The following is a 16,752-nucleotide window of genomic DNA, read 5'->3' as shown; positions in this document are numbered from 1 at the left end:
GCCTTCACCATTACAGGCCAGATTGGCCAGATAAGGATTTAGCAGATGAGTAATGATCTAGTCCAGACGGAAAAACTAGTAGACCAACTGGGACAAGCCCACCGTTTAGTAACCGGCTTTTATCAGCGGATCTTGCCGCTGTTTGATCAGATAGCCCAAGAGAGTATCGACGCCAATTTTTGGTATTGGGCCCCTAGCGAGAATAGTCGCCCCTGTGCCAGAAGTACCAGGCCTTCGAGTGCCTGGGCGTGGGACTATATACCACTGTTTGCCTCCACTCACGGCTACCGGACTTGGGATGGTGGTAAGGCTCGTAGTGGCGATATGAGCTTGGCATTTCGGCTCTATGTCGATGATGCCATCAGGGACGGTTCCCCCCAGCGCTTGGGTCGAAAAGGAGAACCGGACCCGTTACGGTTGGAGAAAGGCAACGCTGTAGTAGAAGTACACCTGTTTCGCTGCAGCAAGGATAGTGAACATAGCTTTGATACCCTTTGGGACAAAATCCCATGGCCCCAGACTACCGAACAGTGGACCACCGCCACTCAGTATCCGGAGGTCGAATTCTGTGTGCGACATGTTCCGCTTGCTGAGCTGTTGAGCAACCCTGCAGTGGTTACTCAGTGGATCAAGAGCCGGCTGGGCTAGCTCCTCTGCAGGGCAGCAGCCCTTTTTGTAATGAGCCCAGAGAGTCAGATACGGCTGAAGTTCATCGGCCAGCACAATTGGGGAAGAAAACTTCAGCCAAATTCAGCTATTCTCCCTGCCGTCACCTGGTGGGCTCCGTTCTTGCGGCGCCATTCCCTGGCCATTAGCTGTGCTCACCAGGTGGCCCTCTGAATCGGCTGTGTCGTGGTTTCCCTGACACTGTCCGATCAACCCTGACTATCTATTCCTCCTTTTCGTATCTAATTGTCATACCGATGCTCATGCGATCACCACGGGTCAGCAGCCGTAGGCCAGGGTGACCCGCCATGTGGTGAGCATTAGCTGCATGGCTCTGTGGCTCCAGGCAGACAAAACCACACTTCTCGTCGGGCTGATAAAGCATCAGGAAGGCGCCATCGCTAGAAATTTTCAGACGCTGTTGCCGTGCGGGGTGGTCGATTTCGGCCTGCCCCTGCCAACCGCCATAGCAGTGGTTAAGCCACCCGGCCGGACGCTGCCATTGCCTAAAATCGAGCCAGGGTGGCAGCGCACTGCTCCAGCTCGTCGGCAGGTGATCCCCCCCCTCCTGCCAAACGCCACTTGCCAGAAAGCGCACTTGCGTCTCTTCATCGCGCCAGAAGAAGGGGTGAAAACCGGCGCCATACTGGCAGGGGGCCTCCCCCAGATGGGTCAAGCTGATACGTACCACCAGGCTCCGCTCGTGCAGGCGGTAGTCGATCTCTGCGAGATAGTGGAAGGGATCGTTACGCCGGCTGAGCTGCAGCGTCACCGAGCTAGTGGTCAATGCCACTAGTTGCCATGGGTATAGCCAGCCTTCGCCGTGCAGGAAAAACGCTGGATCGACCTCGCTCTCGGGCAGTCGGTGCTGCTCCCCCCAAAGTTCGAAACCATTGCCTGCGACCCGATTGGCCAGCGGCAGCATGGGGAACAGGGCGCTCTGGCCTGGATGCCACGGAGCAGTGGAGTCCGTTTCCCGCAGGAGCGGGCGTCCCTCGCTATCCTCTAACCCCAGCAGGCAGGCCCCTTGCGAAGAGACCCGCATCCGAAGATGCGGATTGCTCAAGGTATGAACCGTCATGCAGAAGTGCTCACCTTGGTCTGTGTCAACTCCACCTTGCCCTGAGCCAGCTGGGCTTCCAGTGCTTCCAGGGTTATCCCCTTGGTCTCTGGCACCTTGCGATAGATGAAAACGAGGCCGGCGAAGCATATGAGGCCGTAGAGCAGGAAGCTACCCGAGGCACCCAGACTGGCGTTCAGCAATGGGAAGGTATAGGTCAGCACGAAACAGGCGATCCACAGAGCCAGCGTCCCGGCCGACATCGCCAGACCACGCACCCGGTTGGGGAAGATCTCGGAGAGCAGCACCCAAGTGACAGGGGCCAGGGTCAGGGCATAGATGGCGATGGCCGCCAGCACCAGTAGCAGCACTGGCAAACCCAGCACGCCGCTGGCATAAGCCGCGGCCATCATGCCGTAGATGAGGGTCAGGCCAGCAGAGCCTATCAGCATCAGCTTGCGCCGGCCGATCTTGTCCACCATGGGCAGTGCAATCAGGGTAAACAGCAGGTTGATAAGGCCAGTCGCAACGATAGATTTTAGGGTGCTATTGATGTCAAACCCGGCAGAGGCGAAGATCTCCTGTGCGTAGTTGAAGATGACGTTGATACCGCACCACTGCTGGAACACGGCCAGCACGATCCCGATGATGAGGATGGGACGCACCGAAGGCTTGCCCAGTTCGGCCAGTGATACCTTGTGGGTCTCCCCCACTAGGGTCTGACGGATCTCTGCCAGTGTCTGCTTGGAATATGTATCGCCGCCAATCTTGCTGAGCATACGGGAGGCTTTCTCATACTGGCCATCTTTGGCCAGCCAGCGGGGGGACTCCGGCACGAAGAACATCAGTACCAGGAACGCCAGTGCGGGTACCAGCTCGGCACCGAACATCCAGCGCCAGCCGGACTGACCATTCCAGGTCGCCAGGATATCGGCCTGGGTCGCTTGGCTCGCGACAGGATCGGCGATCATCAGGTTCACGAGCTGGGCAGCCAGCACCCCGATGACGATGGTGAGCTGGTTGATGGCGACGAATTTGCCCCGTTTGTCGGCCGGGCTTATCTCTGCGATATACATGGGAGAAAGGGCCGAAGCCAGACCAATGCCGATGCCACCGATGATGCGATAGACCACGAACAAATCGAAATTGCTGGCCGCAGCAGTGCCCCAAGCCGATATGGTGAACAGGATGGCTGCCAGGATCAGCGGCTTCTTGCGGCCAAAGCGATCGGAGGACCAGCCAGAGATGGCGGCGCCCAGCACACAACCCACCAGGGCCGAGCTCATGGCCCAGCCGGACTGAGCCGGATCCGTGATGCCGAAGTAGGCCTCATAGAAGGGCTTGGCCCCGCCTATCACCACCCAGTCGTAGCCGAACAGTAGACCACCACAGGCAGCCACCAGGCAGATCATCCAGACGTAGCCCATATTGAGCCCACCTGTATCCAATTGATTCTGTGAACTTTTCATGACTCACTCTCTATCTTGTCGATTGTAGGGTATGGCGGCGCCCCAAACCGGGGTGGGGCGCCGGTTTCTTGTTATGCGTGTAGATGAGATTGACGGCAGATCAGGCTGAACAGGTGGCCCTTGTCGTGGGCTGGGTTCAGGGCGAGTAGCTCATGCAAGCTTTGCTCACAGGCATCTCGTTGCCCCAGGCCAAGCTGGCCGAGCGCTCGTACCAGCAAGCAGTGCTGACGGTGTTTGTGCTGGGGGTCGTCGTCGAGCACGATAAGGTCCGGCAGGGAGACGGCGAAGAAGTCCGCCTCGACCCGCTCGCCCATGACCTCGTCGGCCCAAGCAACCATACCCGCGAACAGATCCTGCGCCTCCTGTACCCGACCGAGGCGGGCCAGGGCCATCCCACGGTAGAAGAGGTAGTCCACCGGCTGATCGTTGTAGTAACGGCTGGCTCCCAGCGACCCCTCACCCAGACAGGCCAGCTTCAGGCTCTGCTCGGCCAGGCTCTGGCTGTCGCAGGCCAGGTGACAGAGCGCCAGCAGGAAGTGGATGTCGTTGTCGGTCTGCCCCACCAGGCGCCCTTCACCCAGGTTGAGGGGATAGTGCAACGCCTGTTGCAACAGCATGATGGCTTCCCTGTGCTGCCCCTGCGTCATCAGCGCCAACGCCCTGCGCTGCTGGTTGATGAGGAATTGTCCCGTCACCTTGCCCTCGCCCCCCTCCCAGGGGTGGAACTCGCGCAGGCGCAATATCTCGGCTGCGGCCTCCAGCTTGCCCTCGATGTGGTAGAGGCCAAGCAGTTCGGCGGTCAGATCGTCGCGCTTGAGAGCGACCTCACGGTGCGCCTCCAGCAGGCTCAGCCGCTCGGCGGGTGCCATGCCGCTTCGCTTATGAAGTTGATCCAGCTCGAACAACAGGCGGGCATCGTCGTTTCGCAGCGCAAAGGCGCGACTCAGGCAGTGCTCGGCCGCCGCCAGATCGCCACCCTTGTTGAAGTGGTAGATTCCGAGGTTGCGCCAGGCACCGGCAAAATGTGGTGCCTGTTCACAAACCCCTTGCCACAGGGTGATGGCCTGCTCGTAGCCGCGCTTGCTGTAGTGGAAGCAACCCAGCAGATAGCAGGCAAACCAGCTGTGGGGTAGCCGTTTCAGCATGGCGACCTCCCCCAGTGTATTGGGGAAGCGCACCTTGCTGGCAAAGGCCAACTCGGCTCGCTGCAGCAGGGCTTCTTGATCCTCACCTTCGGGCAGCAGGCTGGCCTGGAACAGCAGTGGCAGCGTCTCTTCCACCGGTACGGAGGCCAGCAGCTGTTGTGCCAATTCGGGACGCCCCAGTTCCAGCAGGTTGCTCGCCAGGAAACAGAGGTTCACGCCGCGACCATTGCACAGCGTCTGCAGCGCCCCGAGATCCGCCATCTGCTCGCTGACCAGCCAGCGCAAGAAGGCGAGCTGATAGTGCAGGGGATAGCGCACGCGCTGCTCGTCGATGTAGCCCAGAGCGGCCTCGCGATGCCCACACTCCAGCAAGGCCAGTGCCTTGAGGGCGATGGCACCGTAGTGGGTGCCGTTCACGGCCAGACTGCGCTCGACAAATTGCAGCGCCTGCGCGGGGTCCCGGCGCACCATGGAAATGCGGGCCAGGCCAAGGAAGCCACTGTCCCGGCAGTTGCCGCTCCAGGTCGCCTTGTGGAAGTCGTCGAAGGCGGCGTCGAACTGGCCGAGTCGCTCCCCGATATGGCCGCGCATCAGGCTCGCCTTGCCACACTGGGGATTCTTGTTGAGACGATGGGCCCGCGCCAGCGCCTTGTCAGCATGGCTCAAGGCCTGCTCGTAGTTAGCACGGTTGTATTCGAGGGTGGCCAGCGCCAGGTTGCAGCGATAATCCCCGCGATCCAGCTCCAGCGCGCGCAGGTAGTAGTCGAACGGCGAGCGGCTCGCATGCAGGTACTGCTCCAGATGCTGGCCGATGAAATAGAGCTCATCGACCGACTCCAGTTCAGATGCGGGCAGCGGAGCCGTCGCCGGATCAGGCAGAGCCTCACCCGCGGGCTCGTGCTCCAGATAGCTCAAGATGACCTGGTCGTGCTCATCCAGCAGCCGCACCCGCAGACGTTCCTCACTGATGATGGCGACCGGCTCCAGCCAGGCCTGCCCTGGTTGCAGGTCGATGGGCTGGCTCAGCAACACGCCACTTTCATCGCTCACTTCGAAGCGCACCCGGCACAGCGGGGCTATTGCGTAGGTGCCGCACAGTAGTCCACCCTCGACACGCTCCAGCTTGAGCGCGGCGCGGGTGTTGGCATTTTGCAGGGTCCCCAGAGTGTTGTAGGGCAGGAAGTTCTGGACGAAGACCTTCTCCTCCCCCGCATCCAGCCAGGTGAAGTCGGGCTGGTTGTCTGTGTAGACCCCGGTCATCAACTCGATATAGGGACCGTTGTCATCGGTCAGATTACGATCCCAGGCGAGGCCGAAATCACAGTTGCCCCAGGTCCACTGCTTCTTGCCAGGTGAAACATGGTGATCCGCCACGTGGAGCAGGCCGCCCTGTTCGCCATGGCAGTAGGCGCCGACGAAGTCGTAGTCGGACTTGTCCGCCATGTAGGAGGTCGGCACCGGAATGTTGCGGTAGCGGGAGATATCGACTCCGGCGGAGTAATCCACCTTGTAGTAGGTGCCGTGGGCGATGGGGAAGGCACTGACGTCACGCTTGCCGTGGTCATAGACAGCGGTGACATCGGGCGGGAAGACGCTCTGGTGATCGTCCCCCCCCTTGACGGCCGGATTGGACCACCACAGGAAGTGGCGAGGGGTGTCATTGCCGTTGAACACCTTGCCGGTGATCTCGATCAGCGCCTTGTCCGGGTAGAGGGTGAAGCCAGCCATCACCTGCAGGCCGCGCATCGCCTCCACTTCCCCGAGCCAGACGGTCTTGGCGCCGCCATCCCGCTCCTGGATGGTGAAGTCCACCGGCATGTAAGTGGTCGGTCTGTGGTGCTGCGGCCAGTTGAACTCGATACCACCGGAGATCCAGGGGCCCACCAGACCCACCAGTGCGGGCTTGATCACCTCGTTGTAGTAGACGAAATCACGCTGCATCACCTTGTCGTAGGCTCGGTGGATACGGCCCCCCAACTCGGGCAACAACATCACTTTGATGAAGTCGTTCTCCAGCCAGACCGCCTGATAGGACTTCATCTGCTTCTGACCGGTGAGGGTGTCGATCACACCGTAGGGATAGACGGCGCCTGAGGAGCCTTGATAGACCCGCTTCTCGAGAAACATGGGGTTGGGATCTTCGGCACCGACCTCGTAGGTCGGCAGGGAGACCGTTTCAACCCAAACATTTACATCCGCTCTCATCAATCTCACCTCATTCAACATTTATTAGTAAAAACTTTGAATGAGGCGAGTTTAGAATAGAGAAAAGAGCGGTTATCGCTTAAATGTCACGCAATACAGTAAGCGGGGTTTAGTTAAATGATGACTGTCGGCCTGAACAATCAGAGGGTGCGCCACCACAACAAGCAGGTGTTGCTGGCGCTACTCTACCGATTCAAAGAGGCGAGCAAATCTACCTTGGCCCGTCACTGCGAGCTGTCCATTCCGGCGGTCAGCAAGATCCTCGATGAGCTGGTGTCGGAGGGGGCCATCAGTCACAGCGAGCAGAATCTCTCCCTGCGCGGCATCAATGGCGGCAGCTACCGCATCGCCAGCGATCAGGGGGCCATCCTCTGCCTCAACATCAGCCCCACCAGCCTGGAGAGCATCCTGGTGGACGGTATGATCACCCCGCTGGGTGAGTTCAGCGGCCAGAAGATAGCCCCCCAGACCCCGGATGAACTGCTGCGTCTCATCGAAGCCTGCTACTACCAGCACAAGCTGCGCCACAAGGGAGTGGCGATCCGGCTGGCGCTCGCGGTACACGGCCAGGTCAATCCGGCCAGTGGGGTCTCCCAAACCATGCCGCAGGCTCCCTGGCACGCCCCGGTGGAGCTCAAGTATCTGCTGGAGGAGCGCCTCGGCTGCGAGGTGATGGTGGATAACGACTGCATCATGCTGGCGCTGGCACAGAAGTGGCAGGGAGAGGAACAGGGGAAAAGCGGGGATCTTTGCGTCATCAACGTCGATTACGGCATCGGCTCCGCCTTCATCATCAACGGCCAGATCTACCGGGGCGCCCTTTTTGGCAGCGGTCAGATAGGCCACACCATCATCAATCCGGATGGTAGCGCCTGCGCCTGTGGCCGTTACGGCTGCCTGGAGACGGTCGCCTCGCTGTTTGCCATCAAGAAGCGAGCCCGGGTCTTCCTCAAGCAGCAGGCAGGCGCCGATCATTCGGCGCTGGAAGGGGGGGAGTTCGACACCGCCCAGTTGCTCGAGCACTACCATCGGGGAGACGCCATGATCCGCGCCTTGGTGGATGAGGGGGCCCGCGCCATCGGCCTTAGCCTCTACAACTTCCTCAATATCCTCAACATCAACCGCATATACCTCTACGGCCGCAGCTGTAGCTTTGGCGAGCCTTGGCTGCAAACCATCATCAGCCAGACCGGCGCCAACCCGTTCGACTGCAGCGACGCGGTCAACGCGACTCAGCTCCGCTTTGGTGAGCTCACCCGCACGCAGCAGGTGATGGGTATCGGCTATCTCTATGTTGAAAGGGCGTTGGAGCAACCGACTTGAGCCAGTCGGTTTAGGAAGATAAAGGCAACTCTGCTGCGCATCCAAACTGCGCAAAAACGAAATGCAACGGGTGGTTCAGTATGGGAGGATCCTGGTGTGGCAAGGCTTGGAGAGAAGGTGGGGGGGGTTGGAGAGTGCGCAATTGCGCAGAACTGCGCAAAACGAATTACATCGGCGCAAAGAAAAACACGGTGTGAATGAAGCCAAGGAAGTGTGAGGTGGCTTACATGGGTTACCCGACCCTATCCCTCTCCCCCATAGACTAAGAGGCCTTCTCTGAAATAGAGAAGGGTGATATTGGCTTTTCCAGATCAGAAGTATGGGCCAAAGTATGGGCTGGCATGGGTTGGAAATGACAAACCCGCGACGGACGCGGGCTTGAAGGGCATAAATGGCGGAGAGACAGGGATTCGAACCCTGGGTGGCATTGCTGCCACAATTGATTTCGAGTCAATCCCGTTCGGCCACTCCGGCATCTCTCCGCGGGCCCTCATAGTGGCCCAATCCGGGGCGAGAAATCAATGTAAATATCGTTGCAGATCAGACAACTGGCGATTTAAACGACAGTGGTCACCCCAAAAATTGCCACGCAGAACCTTGTCAGGAGTTGTCTTCTCTCTTTCCCGTCACCATCTTGACCCTCCCTTCGCCAAGAAGAGCCGGGGAGATGAGCCACGCCCCCATGGCAGGGGCCCGGGAGAGTGCAGAGGTCAAAGCCAGGCGGCGACCGCTGCACGGCAGCAAGGCTGGTAATCCCCTGTCGATTGGTTAACAATTCCCGCTCATTTTCGGGGAGAGAAAGATCCCTCAAGACACGCAGATAGGAAAAACCATGTTGTACACACGTATCGTCTCACTGTTGCTGGTCGCAGCCAGCCTCTGGGCCGCACCGGCCTGGTCCAAAACCTATCCCCTCCCACCGGCTGACAGCCGCCTCATCGGTGAGCTGGAAGATTACATCGTGCAAGAAGGCGACCATCTGGAGCTCATCGGCAAGCACACCCAGATAAGCTTTCTGGCACTGCTCGAAGCCAACCCCGGGGTCGACCCCTACTTGCCCACCCCGGGCAGCCGACTGACGCTGCCAACCCAGATGCTGCTGCCCGACGTGCCACGAGAGGGCATCGTCATCAACTTGCCGGAGCTTCGCCTCTATTACTTCCCCAAGGGCAAGCAGGAGGTCATGGTACTGCCCATCGGCATCGGTGACATCGGCCGCGAGACACCGGAGATGACGACCACCGTCATCGCCAAGAACCCGAACCCGACCTGGGTGCCCGGCCCCATGGTGCGCAAGTCCTGGCTGGAGCAAAAGGGCATCGACCTGCCCGCCGTGGTGCCACCCGGCCCGGACAATCCCCTCGGCAAATTTGCCATGCGCCTTGGCTATGGCAACAAGGACTATCTGATCCACGGTACCAACAAGGACTTCGGGGTCGGCCTGCGGGTCAGTGCGGGTTGCATCCGCCTGCGTCCCGACGATATCGAGTTTCTGTTCAAACAGGTTCCCATCGGTACGCCGGTGCGGGTGATCAACCAGCCGGTCAAGATGGCGGTGGAACCGGATGGCCGGCGCTGGCTGGAGGTCCACGCCCCTCTGTCTCGTACCGAGCAGGAGTTGAACGACGGCGCCCCCCTGGTGCTCTCGGCCGAAGCCGAGCAGTTCGTCTCCGCTCCCGAGGTGGACAGCACACGGGTCATGGCACTGCTCGATGAGAAGAACGGGCTGCCTCAGCCCGTCAGCGGCTGACACGGTGATGACGAGGCTCCTGACCGCCCTGCTCTGCTTGCTGGCAAGCAGCAGCGCAATGGCTGATATCCTCTGGATGCACAACGGGGATCGGCTGACCGGCACCATCGAAGAGATCACCGATGACGAGGTGAGCATCAAGCTGCCCTACAGCCAGGTATTGAGTGTCCGGCGCGATGCCATCAAGCGCTGGCGGCTGGACAAGCAGGAGCAACCCAAGCCCCTGACCAAGACGGGGATCCCTCTGCTGGACTCACCGGACGAGCTGAACGCCTGGCTATGGACCGGCACGGCGGATCTGAACGTCAAGTTGAAGGAGAGCGACAAGAAGACCAACAACATCAATCTCAAGGCCTCCACCGAGGTGGCCAACCTGGATTGGCGTTACACCCTGGATGGGGAGTACATCTACGAAACCTCGAACAGCATCACCGACAGCCACGAGTACAGGCTCAGCCCCAAGCTGGACTTCTTCTTCGATGCCAACTGGTTCCTGCGATCCTCCGTCGAGGCCGAGTATGACATGCTCGATACCAACTACCTGAACCTGAGTTACGCCACCGGGCCCGGCTATCGCTTCTGGAATGACAAACGACGGCGATTGGAGCTGATCGCCCAGCTCGGTCTGCAACGGGCCTACTTCACCCCGGATGAATGGGTCTATTCAGACTTGTTCGACGAGCGCATCATCAACTACCCCGTGATCAACCTGGGATGGGACTATCGCCAGCCGCTCTCCCTGTGGCAGCAGCGGTTCGAGCTGTTCAGCAAGGGCCACTACGAGAAGTTCATCGATCAGCCCTCCCCCTATCTCACCCGCAACCAGACCGTCAACGGCAACCTTGGGCTGAGGTATTACTTCAACGATCACCTGCGCCTCTCCTGGTCGAGCGAGCTGAGCTGGGATGACAGCTGGCTCGACTACGGCGGGATGCGGGAGGGTCTGGGGGACAAGGAGTGGCGCCATACCATCACCCTGGGCGCCAGCTTCTAGCCCGGAGCGGATCGATGGATCCCCACAACGAAACAGGCCCACCGAAGTGGGCCTGTTTGCTTTCGCGTCAAGCGAAGCGGGGCATCAGAAGTAGATGCGGGTGAGGGACTCGATGACGCAGCCGGGGCGGCGGATGCCCTCGATCTCTATCTTGATCTCTTTGAGCAGCTCGAGGCCGCCCTTGATGGGCGTCACGCGCGCCAGCTTGGTGCGGGCGCGGATATTGCTGTCCACCTTGATGGGATACGGGAAGCGCACCTGCTCCAGCCCGAAGTTCACCACCATGCGGGCAGTCGGGAACTCGGGGGTCGCCTCATCCACCGAACCGGTCAACTGGGGTAGCAGCGCCAGGGTCAGGAAACCGTGGGCGATGGTGGTCTTGAACGGCGACTCGGCGGCTGCCCGCTCGGGATCGGTGTGGATCCACTGGTGATCACCGGTCACCGCCGCAAACTGGTCGATCAGTGACTGGCTGACCTGCAGCCACTCACCGACATGGGTCTCTTCCCCGATCTTGCTCTGCAGTTCCACATAGAGGGCCGCCGCCTCGCCGCTCAGCTCGATGGCGTTCTCTTTGAGCACGGGTTGGCTGTTGACCGCCTGTGCCTGATTGGCGGCCTGTTGCTGCAGTTGCTGATCAGCCTGAAAGTCGAGCACCCGGCCCAACAGGGGATGCAGGTGTGCCTTTTGCTGAAACTCACGCCAATAGTCGCGGATCGCCGGAGAGAGCCAATCCTTGAGCTCAAAGGGGTGTTGCGCCAGAATTTCGCGCTTGTGCTTCAGAAAATCGACAACTTTCATGTGCGATCCCTATTCGATTCAATGCCTGTGAAGAGGTCTAACCAGTCCTATTTTATGAAAGTTTCACCCGTAAGTGCAAAAAAATCTCGGCGTACAACTGTACCGGGGCCGAAAGTGCCCACTAACTTGTGTCGAAGATCTCGCGCGGAACAGGCGGGAAAACGATTGACCAGATGGCAATATCGGAAGGAAAGCAGAGTGATGAAAGGGCGCCGTTTGGCCAGGTTTTCCCGCCAGCGCCCCGTTTTGATCTAGCGGCCCGACGCTGACCACCAGGCGACCCGACTCGCCTCATCCAGGAAGCTCCAGGCGAGGATCCGGCTGGTCTTGTTCCCTTGCGTCATCTCGAGCACCCGCACCTCCTTTGCCCCCACCCTGGCCAATGCCTTGTTGGCGGCCGGCAGGTTCTCTTTCTTGGAGACCAGGGAGCTGAACCAGAGACACTGGGCCGCGAAGGTCTGGCTCTGGGCAATCATGGTTGCGAGAAATGCGGCCTCACCCCCTTCACACCAGAGTTCCGCCTTCTGGCCGCCGAAGTTGAGCACAGGCGCCCCAGCCTGAGCCTTGCCGAGGTTACGCAGCTTGCGTTCCGTCCCCTTGCTGGCCTCGGCAAGGGAGGCATGGAAAGGAGGATTGCACAGCGTCAGCATAAAACGCTCCTTGGAGCCCAGAATACCGCGAAATATCTGCTTGGCGTCCGGTTGATGCCGACACTCTATCTGGTTGCCGAGACCATTGCTGGTCGCCAGCAGGGTTGCCGCCTTGACCGACACGGGATCGATGTCCGACCCCACGAAACGCCAGCCATATTCGCGAGCCCCCAGCAGGGGATAGATGCAGTTGGCACCGACACCGATATCCAGTACCCGTACCTTCTTCCCCATGGGCACCTGCCCTGCGCTCTCCGCCAGCAGATCAGCCACCCGATGCAGGTAATCCACGCGCCCGGGGATAGGGGGGCAGAGATAGCCCGGCGGCAGATCCCAGTGATGGATGCCGTAGTACAGTGCCAGCAGAGCCCGGTTGAGCGCCTTGACGGCGGCGGGATCGGCAAAATCCAGGGTCTGGTTGCCATGCTCGTTGACGAACACGAAGGGGAGCAGTGAAGGGGTACGCTGGCAAAGCGCATCGAAATCGTAGGGGGCCTGATGGCGATTGCGCGGATGCAGTCCGCTCTTGTGCTGGGTCTTCATGCTGGGGCGCCGAGGATCAAGGGGGCCACACTATAGAGAGTTGGCCGCCGAAAGTCTAAAAGAGGGCCATAAAAAAACCGGGCTCGCTGAGCCCGGTTCAAGTGAGGTTGGAAAAACAGTCCGTACTGCGAGCCGTTTGTCCAGCCTGACTCAGATTTCGATCCGGCGTGCTTGCCAGAACTTGCCGCGCCAGTAGGAATTGTCCAGTTTGGAGCGGGTTACACCGGCACGGGTGGAAGCATGGATGAATTCACCGTTGCCCACGTAGATGCCTACATGATTCAGACGCTTGTTGATCTTGAAGAAGACCAGGTCCCCTTCCATCAGATCCTGCTTGGCGACACGTGTGCCTTCGTGGACCTGGGAGCGGGTATCTCGCGGCAGTTCGATGCCCACAGCGTTGCGGAATACCTCACGGGCGAAGGCGGAACAATCGATGCCACGCTGGCTGCTCCCCCCCATGCGGTAGGGTACCCCACGCCACTCTTTGTATACGGTCAGAATTTCGTTGACGTCCGGTGTTTGCGAAGGTTCCGGCTCAACCACGGGTTCCATCATGGAAACTTCAATCTTGCTCGCGACCTCGGGCTGGGGTGCTGACGCACATCCCACCATGCCGAGCGCGACCAACAGTAGCATCAGGTGGCGCAATCCCTTATCCCCACAAAAAGTAAAGAACATTGTTAAAATTCGACCGTGGACGGTAATTTATAAGGCAACAGCACCCGACTATATCCAAGAATCCTATCGAGGCAAGCGAAAATCCTAATCAACCTCACATTTTTGCAAGTAAATGCACGGTTTTTCATAATTAATGTGATCATGCCCAAACAATATACAATCCCGAAAGAGCCTATGGGGGCCCTGGAAAACTGAGTTTTATCGCTGCTTCGCCCTCTTTTTTAAGTGAAAAATTATGTTATCTGTGGATCTCTATTTGTTAAAACCCGCGTTTGTCGGCACCAGGCAACTGAATATATTGCCGGCAGAACTCTCACCCGAAGAGGCCAGTCACTGGCAAGGGATCCGGCAACCCGGGCGCCAGCGGGAGTATCTGCTCGGCCGGGTCTTGTTACGCCGCCTGCTGGCCGAGCGACTCGCGTGCCTGGCGACCGACTTGAAGTTTTTCACCCAGGATCACGGCAAGCCCGCCCTGCTCGACCAGCAGTGGCAGTTCAATCTCAGTCACAGCGGGGAGTGGCTGGTGCTGGCCCTCTGCCAGCAGGGGCCACTCGGGGTGGATATAGAGATGGGATCACGCCGACGTGCAACGCTCCCTCTGGCCGAGCGTTTCTACGCGAGAAGCGAATATGAGTGGCTGCTCACCCTGCCAGAAGAGGAGCGGGATACGGCCTTCTATCGGCTCTGGTCACGCAAGGAGGCGGTGCTAAAAGCCCAGGGCAGCGGCATCGCCGCCGGGCTCGACAAGGTGTGTTTCCTGCCAGAGGAGGAGTGGCGCCTCGATAACCGGCTCGATGACAACGCCTATCAGGTGCAAGACTGGTCCCTTGACGGCGGTTGGCTCAGCCTCGCCGCCCCCACCTTACAGACCCGTGCCTACCTGCTGGATGCGTGCTTGAAATCCACGTCCCTGAACCCCATGTTAACTCACACCATTTTCCGAGAGTCAGCCTCATGATCGTCGACATCAATCCCCAGAATTTCCACGCCGAGCTGATCGATGCGTCCATGAAGAAGCCGGTCGTCATCTATTTCCACGCCCCCCAGATGCCCGAGTGCCAGGGCATGACCCCGCTGATCGAGTCCCTGGTCGGCCCGGCCAATGCCGAAGTCACCCTGGCCAAGGTCGACATGAACGACCCCCAGTTGCAGCCCCTGGCCAGCCAGCTCGCCCTGCGCGCCCTGCCCGCCCTCGTGCTGTTCCATCAGGGCCGCCCGGACGAGCAGGCCATCCTGGAGGGTCCGCAGGATGAGGCCACGCTGCGCCAATATTTCTCAGCCTTTGCCCCCAAGGAAGAAGAGCTGCTGCTTGAACAAGGGAAAGAGGCGCTGGCGGCAGATGATGCGAAGACGGCCCATGCCCAGCTTAGCAAGGCACACCAGCTTGCCCCCAGCCGCCACGACATCAGCCTGTGGCTGGCACAGGCGTCACTGGAATTGAATCTGCTGGAAGAGGCGCAAGCCTTGCTTGCCACCGTCCCCATGGTGGCTCAGGACGATCATTTCCAGACTCTCTCCTCCCGTCTGGCGCTGGCGCTGCAAGCCAACGACAGCCCGGAGCTGCGTGCCCTGGAGCTGCGCCACAGTGAAAACCCGGGGGATGATGCCCTCAGCCAGGAGCTGGCGGTGCTCTACAGCCAGGTTGGCCGGCAGGAAGAGGCACTGGCGCTGCTGTTTGACATTCTCAAGCGCGACATGGCCTTTGGCGATGCCAAGAAGACGTTTCTCGACATCCTGACCACCATGGGAACCCATCCGGCGGCGCAGCAGTATCGTCGCAAGCTCTACAGCCTGCTGTATTGAGATCGTGCAACCAAAGAGATGAAGGTGATGCCGAGCCATCGGCATTGCCTGCTCAACAGGGGAAAATGCTGGCCAGAATGGCCGGGAGACATGGAAAAAGCGGGAAAATCACGAATTTCAGGCAAAAAAAATGGCGCATTAACATGCGCCATTTTTTCGCATGGATTACTTCTTGTAGGAAGTAGCCATGTTGTCGATGCGCTGGTTAGCACGCATAGCTTCTTGCTTGGCTTCTGCAACATCAGCAGCGATCTTGGACTGATCAGCACGAACAGCGCTAACATCTTGAGCCAGTTGGTCAACTTTGTTAGACAGATTCTGAACGGAAGTTTCCAGTTCGCTGGTGTTTGCACAACCGCCCAGCAGAGCGGACAGACCAACAACACCTACCAACAACATTTTTTTCATTTTTAAAGCTCCCTTTAACTCGCCAGACGTTTAGCAAGCGGCGTGATTATGGCATAAAAAAATCAGAGTTTGGATAGGCCCCATCACAGATAAATACATTAAAACCCTCATTTTTTTTCAAACGTACACTTTCTGCGCAAATTTAAGTCAAAAATGAGTGCCCTGGATGAGGTTCGGACAAAGCGTAACCAAAAAATGTACTTATTTCAATTTCGTATGAAGCTCAAGCCGAACGCTCGGCCAATAACTGACGGTATTGCACCAGATCTTCAATAGTCAGTACCGGCATCTGGTGCAGACGACCAAATTCAACCAGATCCGGCAGCCTGGCCATGGAGCCATCGGCCTTGGTCAGCTCGCACAGCACCCCGAACGGTTTGAGCCCGGCCAACTGCATCAGATCCACGGTGGCCTCGGTGTGGCCACGGCGGGTCAGCACGCCGCCGGTGCGGGCTCGCAGGGGGAAGACGTGGCCCGGACGGTGCAGATCGGACGGACGCGCGCCATCGGCGATGGCGGCACGGATGGTGGTGATGCGATCGGCGGCAGAGACCCCGGTCGTCACCCCTTGTGCCGCCTCTATGGTCACGGTAAAGGCGGTCTGGTAGTGGCTGGAGTTCGCCTCCACCATCATGGGCAACTCGAGCTGGCGTACCCGCTCGTCGGTCAGGCAGAGGCAGACGATGCCGGAACACTCACGGATCATCATGGCCATCTGTTCGTTGGTCATGGACTCGGCGGCGAAGATGAGATCCCCTTCGTTCTCCCGATCTTCATCATCGGCCACCAGCACGCCGCGACCGGCACGCAAGGCTGCGAGTGCCGCTTCGACGCGATCGATGGGACCACCAAATTCACTGAGTAGAGACTGATTCATGGTAAGACTCCTAAATAAGACAAGGACCAGAATCAGGGCATGGAAAGGCAGACAGAGATAGGCATGCAGCGGCCAGCCCAGGGGGCATGACCGGCAATATCTGTCTTATCCTCTTTCATCCGGACTGTGACCGTCGGCTCCGGCATCTCACCGGATCTGCTGACCCCGAACCAGGTGGAAGCCTGGTTCGGGCGCTCGCGGGCTCCCCGAGTCAATCGGGATACCGCCGGTGGGGAATTTCACCCCGCCCTGAGAATAAGCGCAGACAGCGTAAAGAAAAAAAGCGCGGGATGCCAGCCAAAAACCCATCAAAGATCAAGGATGCCTCAAGGACCCCATCGCCAGAGCAAGGCGTGGCAAGGGCTCAGAGCACGCTG

General features: G+C 59.3%; 14 protein-coding genes, 1 tRNA gene and 1 riboswitch. Of the genes, 6 read left to right on the top strand and 9 right to left on the bottom strand.

The features are described 5' to 3' along the window. Window positions 1-45 precede the first annotated feature (45 nt). Entirely contained in the window at window positions 46-648 is a 603-nt protein-coding gene (locus tag ACW5W7_RS07045; RefSeq protein WP_456501234.1) for a hypothetical protein, read from the top strand. 241 nt (window positions 649-889) lie between these two features. On the opposite strand, the gene ACW5W7_RS07040 is transcribed toward ACW5W7_RS07045, so the two are convergent. The 3 genes from ACW5W7_RS07040 to ACW5W7_RS07030 form a co-directional block, all read right to left on the bottom strand. Next, the gene (locus tag ACW5W7_RS07040) at window positions 890-1,747 is read right to left on the bottom strand and encodes an aldose 1-epimerase (RefSeq protein ID WP_456501233.1); all 858 of its coding nucleotides are present in this window, start codon (window positions 1,745-1,747) and stop codon (window positions 890-892) included. Beyond that, window positions 1,744-3,195: a sugar porter family MFS transporter gene (locus ACW5W7_RS07035; RefSeq protein ID WP_456501232.1), complete on the bottom strand. Its 1,452-nt coding sequence runs from the start codon at window positions 3,193-3,195 to the stop codon at window positions 1,744-1,746. Before ACW5W7_RS07035 ends, ACW5W7_RS07040 begins: the two co-directional genes overlap by 4 nt. Before the next feature lie 71 nt (window positions 3,196-3,266). Beyond that, complete coding sequence (locus ACW5W7_RS07030) at window positions 3,267-6,545, bottom strand: DUF5107 domain-containing protein (protein WP_456501231.1); 3,279 nt, start codon at window positions 6,543-6,545, stop codon at window positions 3,267-3,269. A gap of 117 nt (window positions 6,546-6,662) precedes the next feature. Between ACW5W7_RS07030 and ACW5W7_RS07025 the strand changes: the two genes are divergently transcribed. Beyond that, window positions 6,663-7,868, top strand: coding sequence for an ROK family protein (locus tag ACW5W7_RS07025; RefSeq protein WP_456501230.1), 1,206 nt, complete (start codon window positions 6,663-6,665; stop codon window positions 7,866-7,868). 392 nt (window positions 7,869-8,260) lie between these two features. Here ACW5W7_RS07025 and ACW5W7_RS07020 read toward each other — a convergent pair. Then, window positions 8,261-8,350, bottom strand: a tRNA-Ser gene (locus ACW5W7_RS07020). Between the two features lie 350 nt (window positions 8,351-8,700). On the opposite strand from ACW5W7_RS07020, the gene ACW5W7_RS07015 reads away from it, so the two are divergent. Further along, complete coding sequence (locus ACW5W7_RS07015) at window positions 8,701-9,618, top strand: L,D-transpeptidase family protein (RefSeq protein WP_456501229.1); 918 nt, start codon at window positions 8,701-8,703, stop codon at window positions 9,616-9,618. A gap of 7 nt (window positions 9,619-9,625) precedes the next feature. Beyond that, window positions 9,626-10,612, top strand: coding sequence for a DUF481 domain-containing protein (locus ACW5W7_RS07010; RefSeq protein ID WP_456501228.1), 987 nt, complete (start codon window positions 9,626-9,628; stop codon window positions 10,610-10,612). A gap of 84 nt (window positions 10,613-10,696) precedes the next feature. Here the strand turns inward: ACW5W7_RS07010 and ACW5W7_RS07005 are convergent, their stop codons facing one another. The 3 genes from ACW5W7_RS07005 to ACW5W7_RS06995 form a co-directional block, all read right to left on the bottom strand. Then, a complete protein-coding gene (locus ACW5W7_RS07005) occupies window positions 10,697-11,413 on the bottom strand; it encodes a MaoC family dehydratase (protein ID WP_349921479.1) in 717 nt (238 codons plus the stop codon). A 251-nt stretch (window positions 11,414-11,664) separates the two neighbouring features. Next, window positions 11,665-12,606, bottom strand: coding sequence for a 23S rRNA (adenine(1618)-N(6))-methyltransferase RlmF (rlmF, locus tag ACW5W7_RS07000; protein WP_456501227.1), 942 nt, complete (start codon window positions 12,604-12,606; stop codon window positions 11,665-11,667). Window positions 12,607-12,756: 150 nt separating this feature from the next. Further along, window positions 12,757-13,245, bottom strand: a complete 489-nt coding sequence (locus tag ACW5W7_RS06995; protein ID WP_349921477.1) for a C40 family peptidase — start codon at window positions 13,243-13,245, stop codon at window positions 12,757-12,759. Window positions 13,246-13,522: 277 nt separating this feature from the next. Here ACW5W7_RS06995 and ACW5W7_RS06990 point away from each other — a divergent pair, with 277 nt between their 5' ends. Both ACW5W7_RS06990 and ACW5W7_RS06985 read left to right on the top strand, forming a co-directional pair. Continuing rightward, window positions 13,523-14,245, top strand: a complete 723-nt coding sequence (locus ACW5W7_RS06990; protein ID WP_456501226.1) for a 4'-phosphopantetheinyl transferase family protein — start codon at window positions 13,523-13,525, stop codon at window positions 14,243-14,245. Further along, window positions 14,242-15,090 (top strand): tetratricopeptide repeat protein, encoded by an 849-nt coding sequence (locus ACW5W7_RS06985; protein ID WP_456501225.1) that lies wholly within the window; start codon window positions 14,242-14,244, stop codon window positions 15,088-15,090. Before ACW5W7_RS06990 ends, ACW5W7_RS06985 begins: the two co-directional genes overlap by 4 nt. A 165-nt stretch (window positions 15,091-15,255) precedes the next feature. On the opposite strand, the gene ACW5W7_RS06980 is transcribed toward ACW5W7_RS06985, so the two are convergent. After that, on the bottom strand, window positions 15,256-15,498 hold the full coding sequence (locus tag ACW5W7_RS06980; protein ID WP_010634682.1) for an Lpp/OprI family alanine-zipper lipoprotein: 243 nt from the start codon (window positions 15,496-15,498) through the stop codon (window positions 15,256-15,258). 223 nt (window positions 15,499-15,721) lie between these two features. Next, complete coding sequence (gene ribB, locus ACW5W7_RS06975) at window positions 15,722-16,375, bottom strand: 3,4-dihydroxy-2-butanone-4-phosphate synthase (protein WP_349921474.1); 654 nt, start codon at window positions 16,373-16,375, stop codon at window positions 15,722-15,724. A 103-nt stretch (window positions 16,376-16,478) separates the two neighbouring features. Further along, window positions 16,479-16,636: riboswitch (FMN riboswitch) on the bottom strand. Window positions 16,637-16,752: the final 116 nt, after the last annotated feature.

The organism is Aeromonas intestinalis (assembly GCF_054052485.1).
This window is presented reverse-complemented; position numbering and strand designations above follow the sequence as displayed.

Excerpts from the sequence above, each read along its gene's own strand:
- ACW5W7_RS07045 (WP_456501234.1), top strand. The coding sequence starts at position 46 with ATGAGTAATGATCTAGTCCAGACGGAAAAACTAGTAGACCAACTGGGA.
- ACW5W7_RS07040 (WP_456501233.1), bottom strand. The coding sequence starts at position 1,747 with ATGACGGTTCATACCTTGAGCAATCCGCATCTTCGGATGCGGGTCTCT.
- ACW5W7_RS07035 (WP_456501232.1), bottom strand. The coding sequence starts at position 3,195 with ATGAAAAGTTCACAGAATCAATTGGATACAGGTGGGCTCAATATGGGC.
- ACW5W7_RS07030 (WP_456501231.1), bottom strand. The coding sequence starts at position 6,545 with ATGAGAGCGGATGTAAATGTTTGGGTTGAAACGGTCTCCCTGCCGACC.
- ACW5W7_RS07025 (WP_456501230.1), top strand. The coding sequence starts at position 6,663 with ATGATGACTGTCGGCCTGAACAATCAGAGGGTGCGCCACCACAACAAG.
- ACW5W7_RS07015 (WP_456501229.1), top strand. The coding sequence starts at position 8,701 with ATGTTGTACACACGTATCGTCTCACTGTTGCTGGTCGCAGCCAGCCTC.
- ACW5W7_RS07010 (WP_456501228.1), top strand. The coding sequence starts at position 9,626 with ATGACGAGGCTCCTGACCGCCCTGCTCTGCTTGCTGGCAAGCAGCAGC.
- ACW5W7_RS07005 (WP_349921479.1), bottom strand. The coding sequence starts at position 11,413 with ATGAAAGTTGTCGATTTTCTGAAGCACAAGCGCGAAATTCTGGCGCAA.
- rlmF (WP_456501227.1), bottom strand. The coding sequence starts at position 12,606 with ATGAAGACCCAGCACAAGAGCGGACTGCATCCGCGCAATCGCCATCAG.
- ACW5W7_RS06995 (WP_349921477.1), bottom strand. The coding sequence starts at position 13,245 with ATGCTACTGTTGGTCGCGCTCGGCATGGTGGGATGTGCGTCAGCACCC.
- ACW5W7_RS06990 (WP_456501226.1), top strand. The coding sequence starts at position 13,523 with ATGTTATCTGTGGATCTCTATTTGTTAAAACCCGCGTTTGTCGGCACC.
- ACW5W7_RS06985 (WP_456501225.1), top strand. The coding sequence starts at position 14,242 with ATGATCGTCGACATCAATCCCCAGAATTTCCACGCCGAGCTGATCGAT.
- ACW5W7_RS06980 (WP_010634682.1), bottom strand. The coding sequence starts at position 15,498 with ATGAAAAAAATGTTGTTGGTAGGTGTTGTTGGTCTGTCCGCTCTGCTG.
- ribB (WP_349921474.1), bottom strand. The coding sequence starts at position 16,375 with ATGAATCAGTCTCTACTCAGTGAATTTGGTGGTCCCATCGATCGCGTC.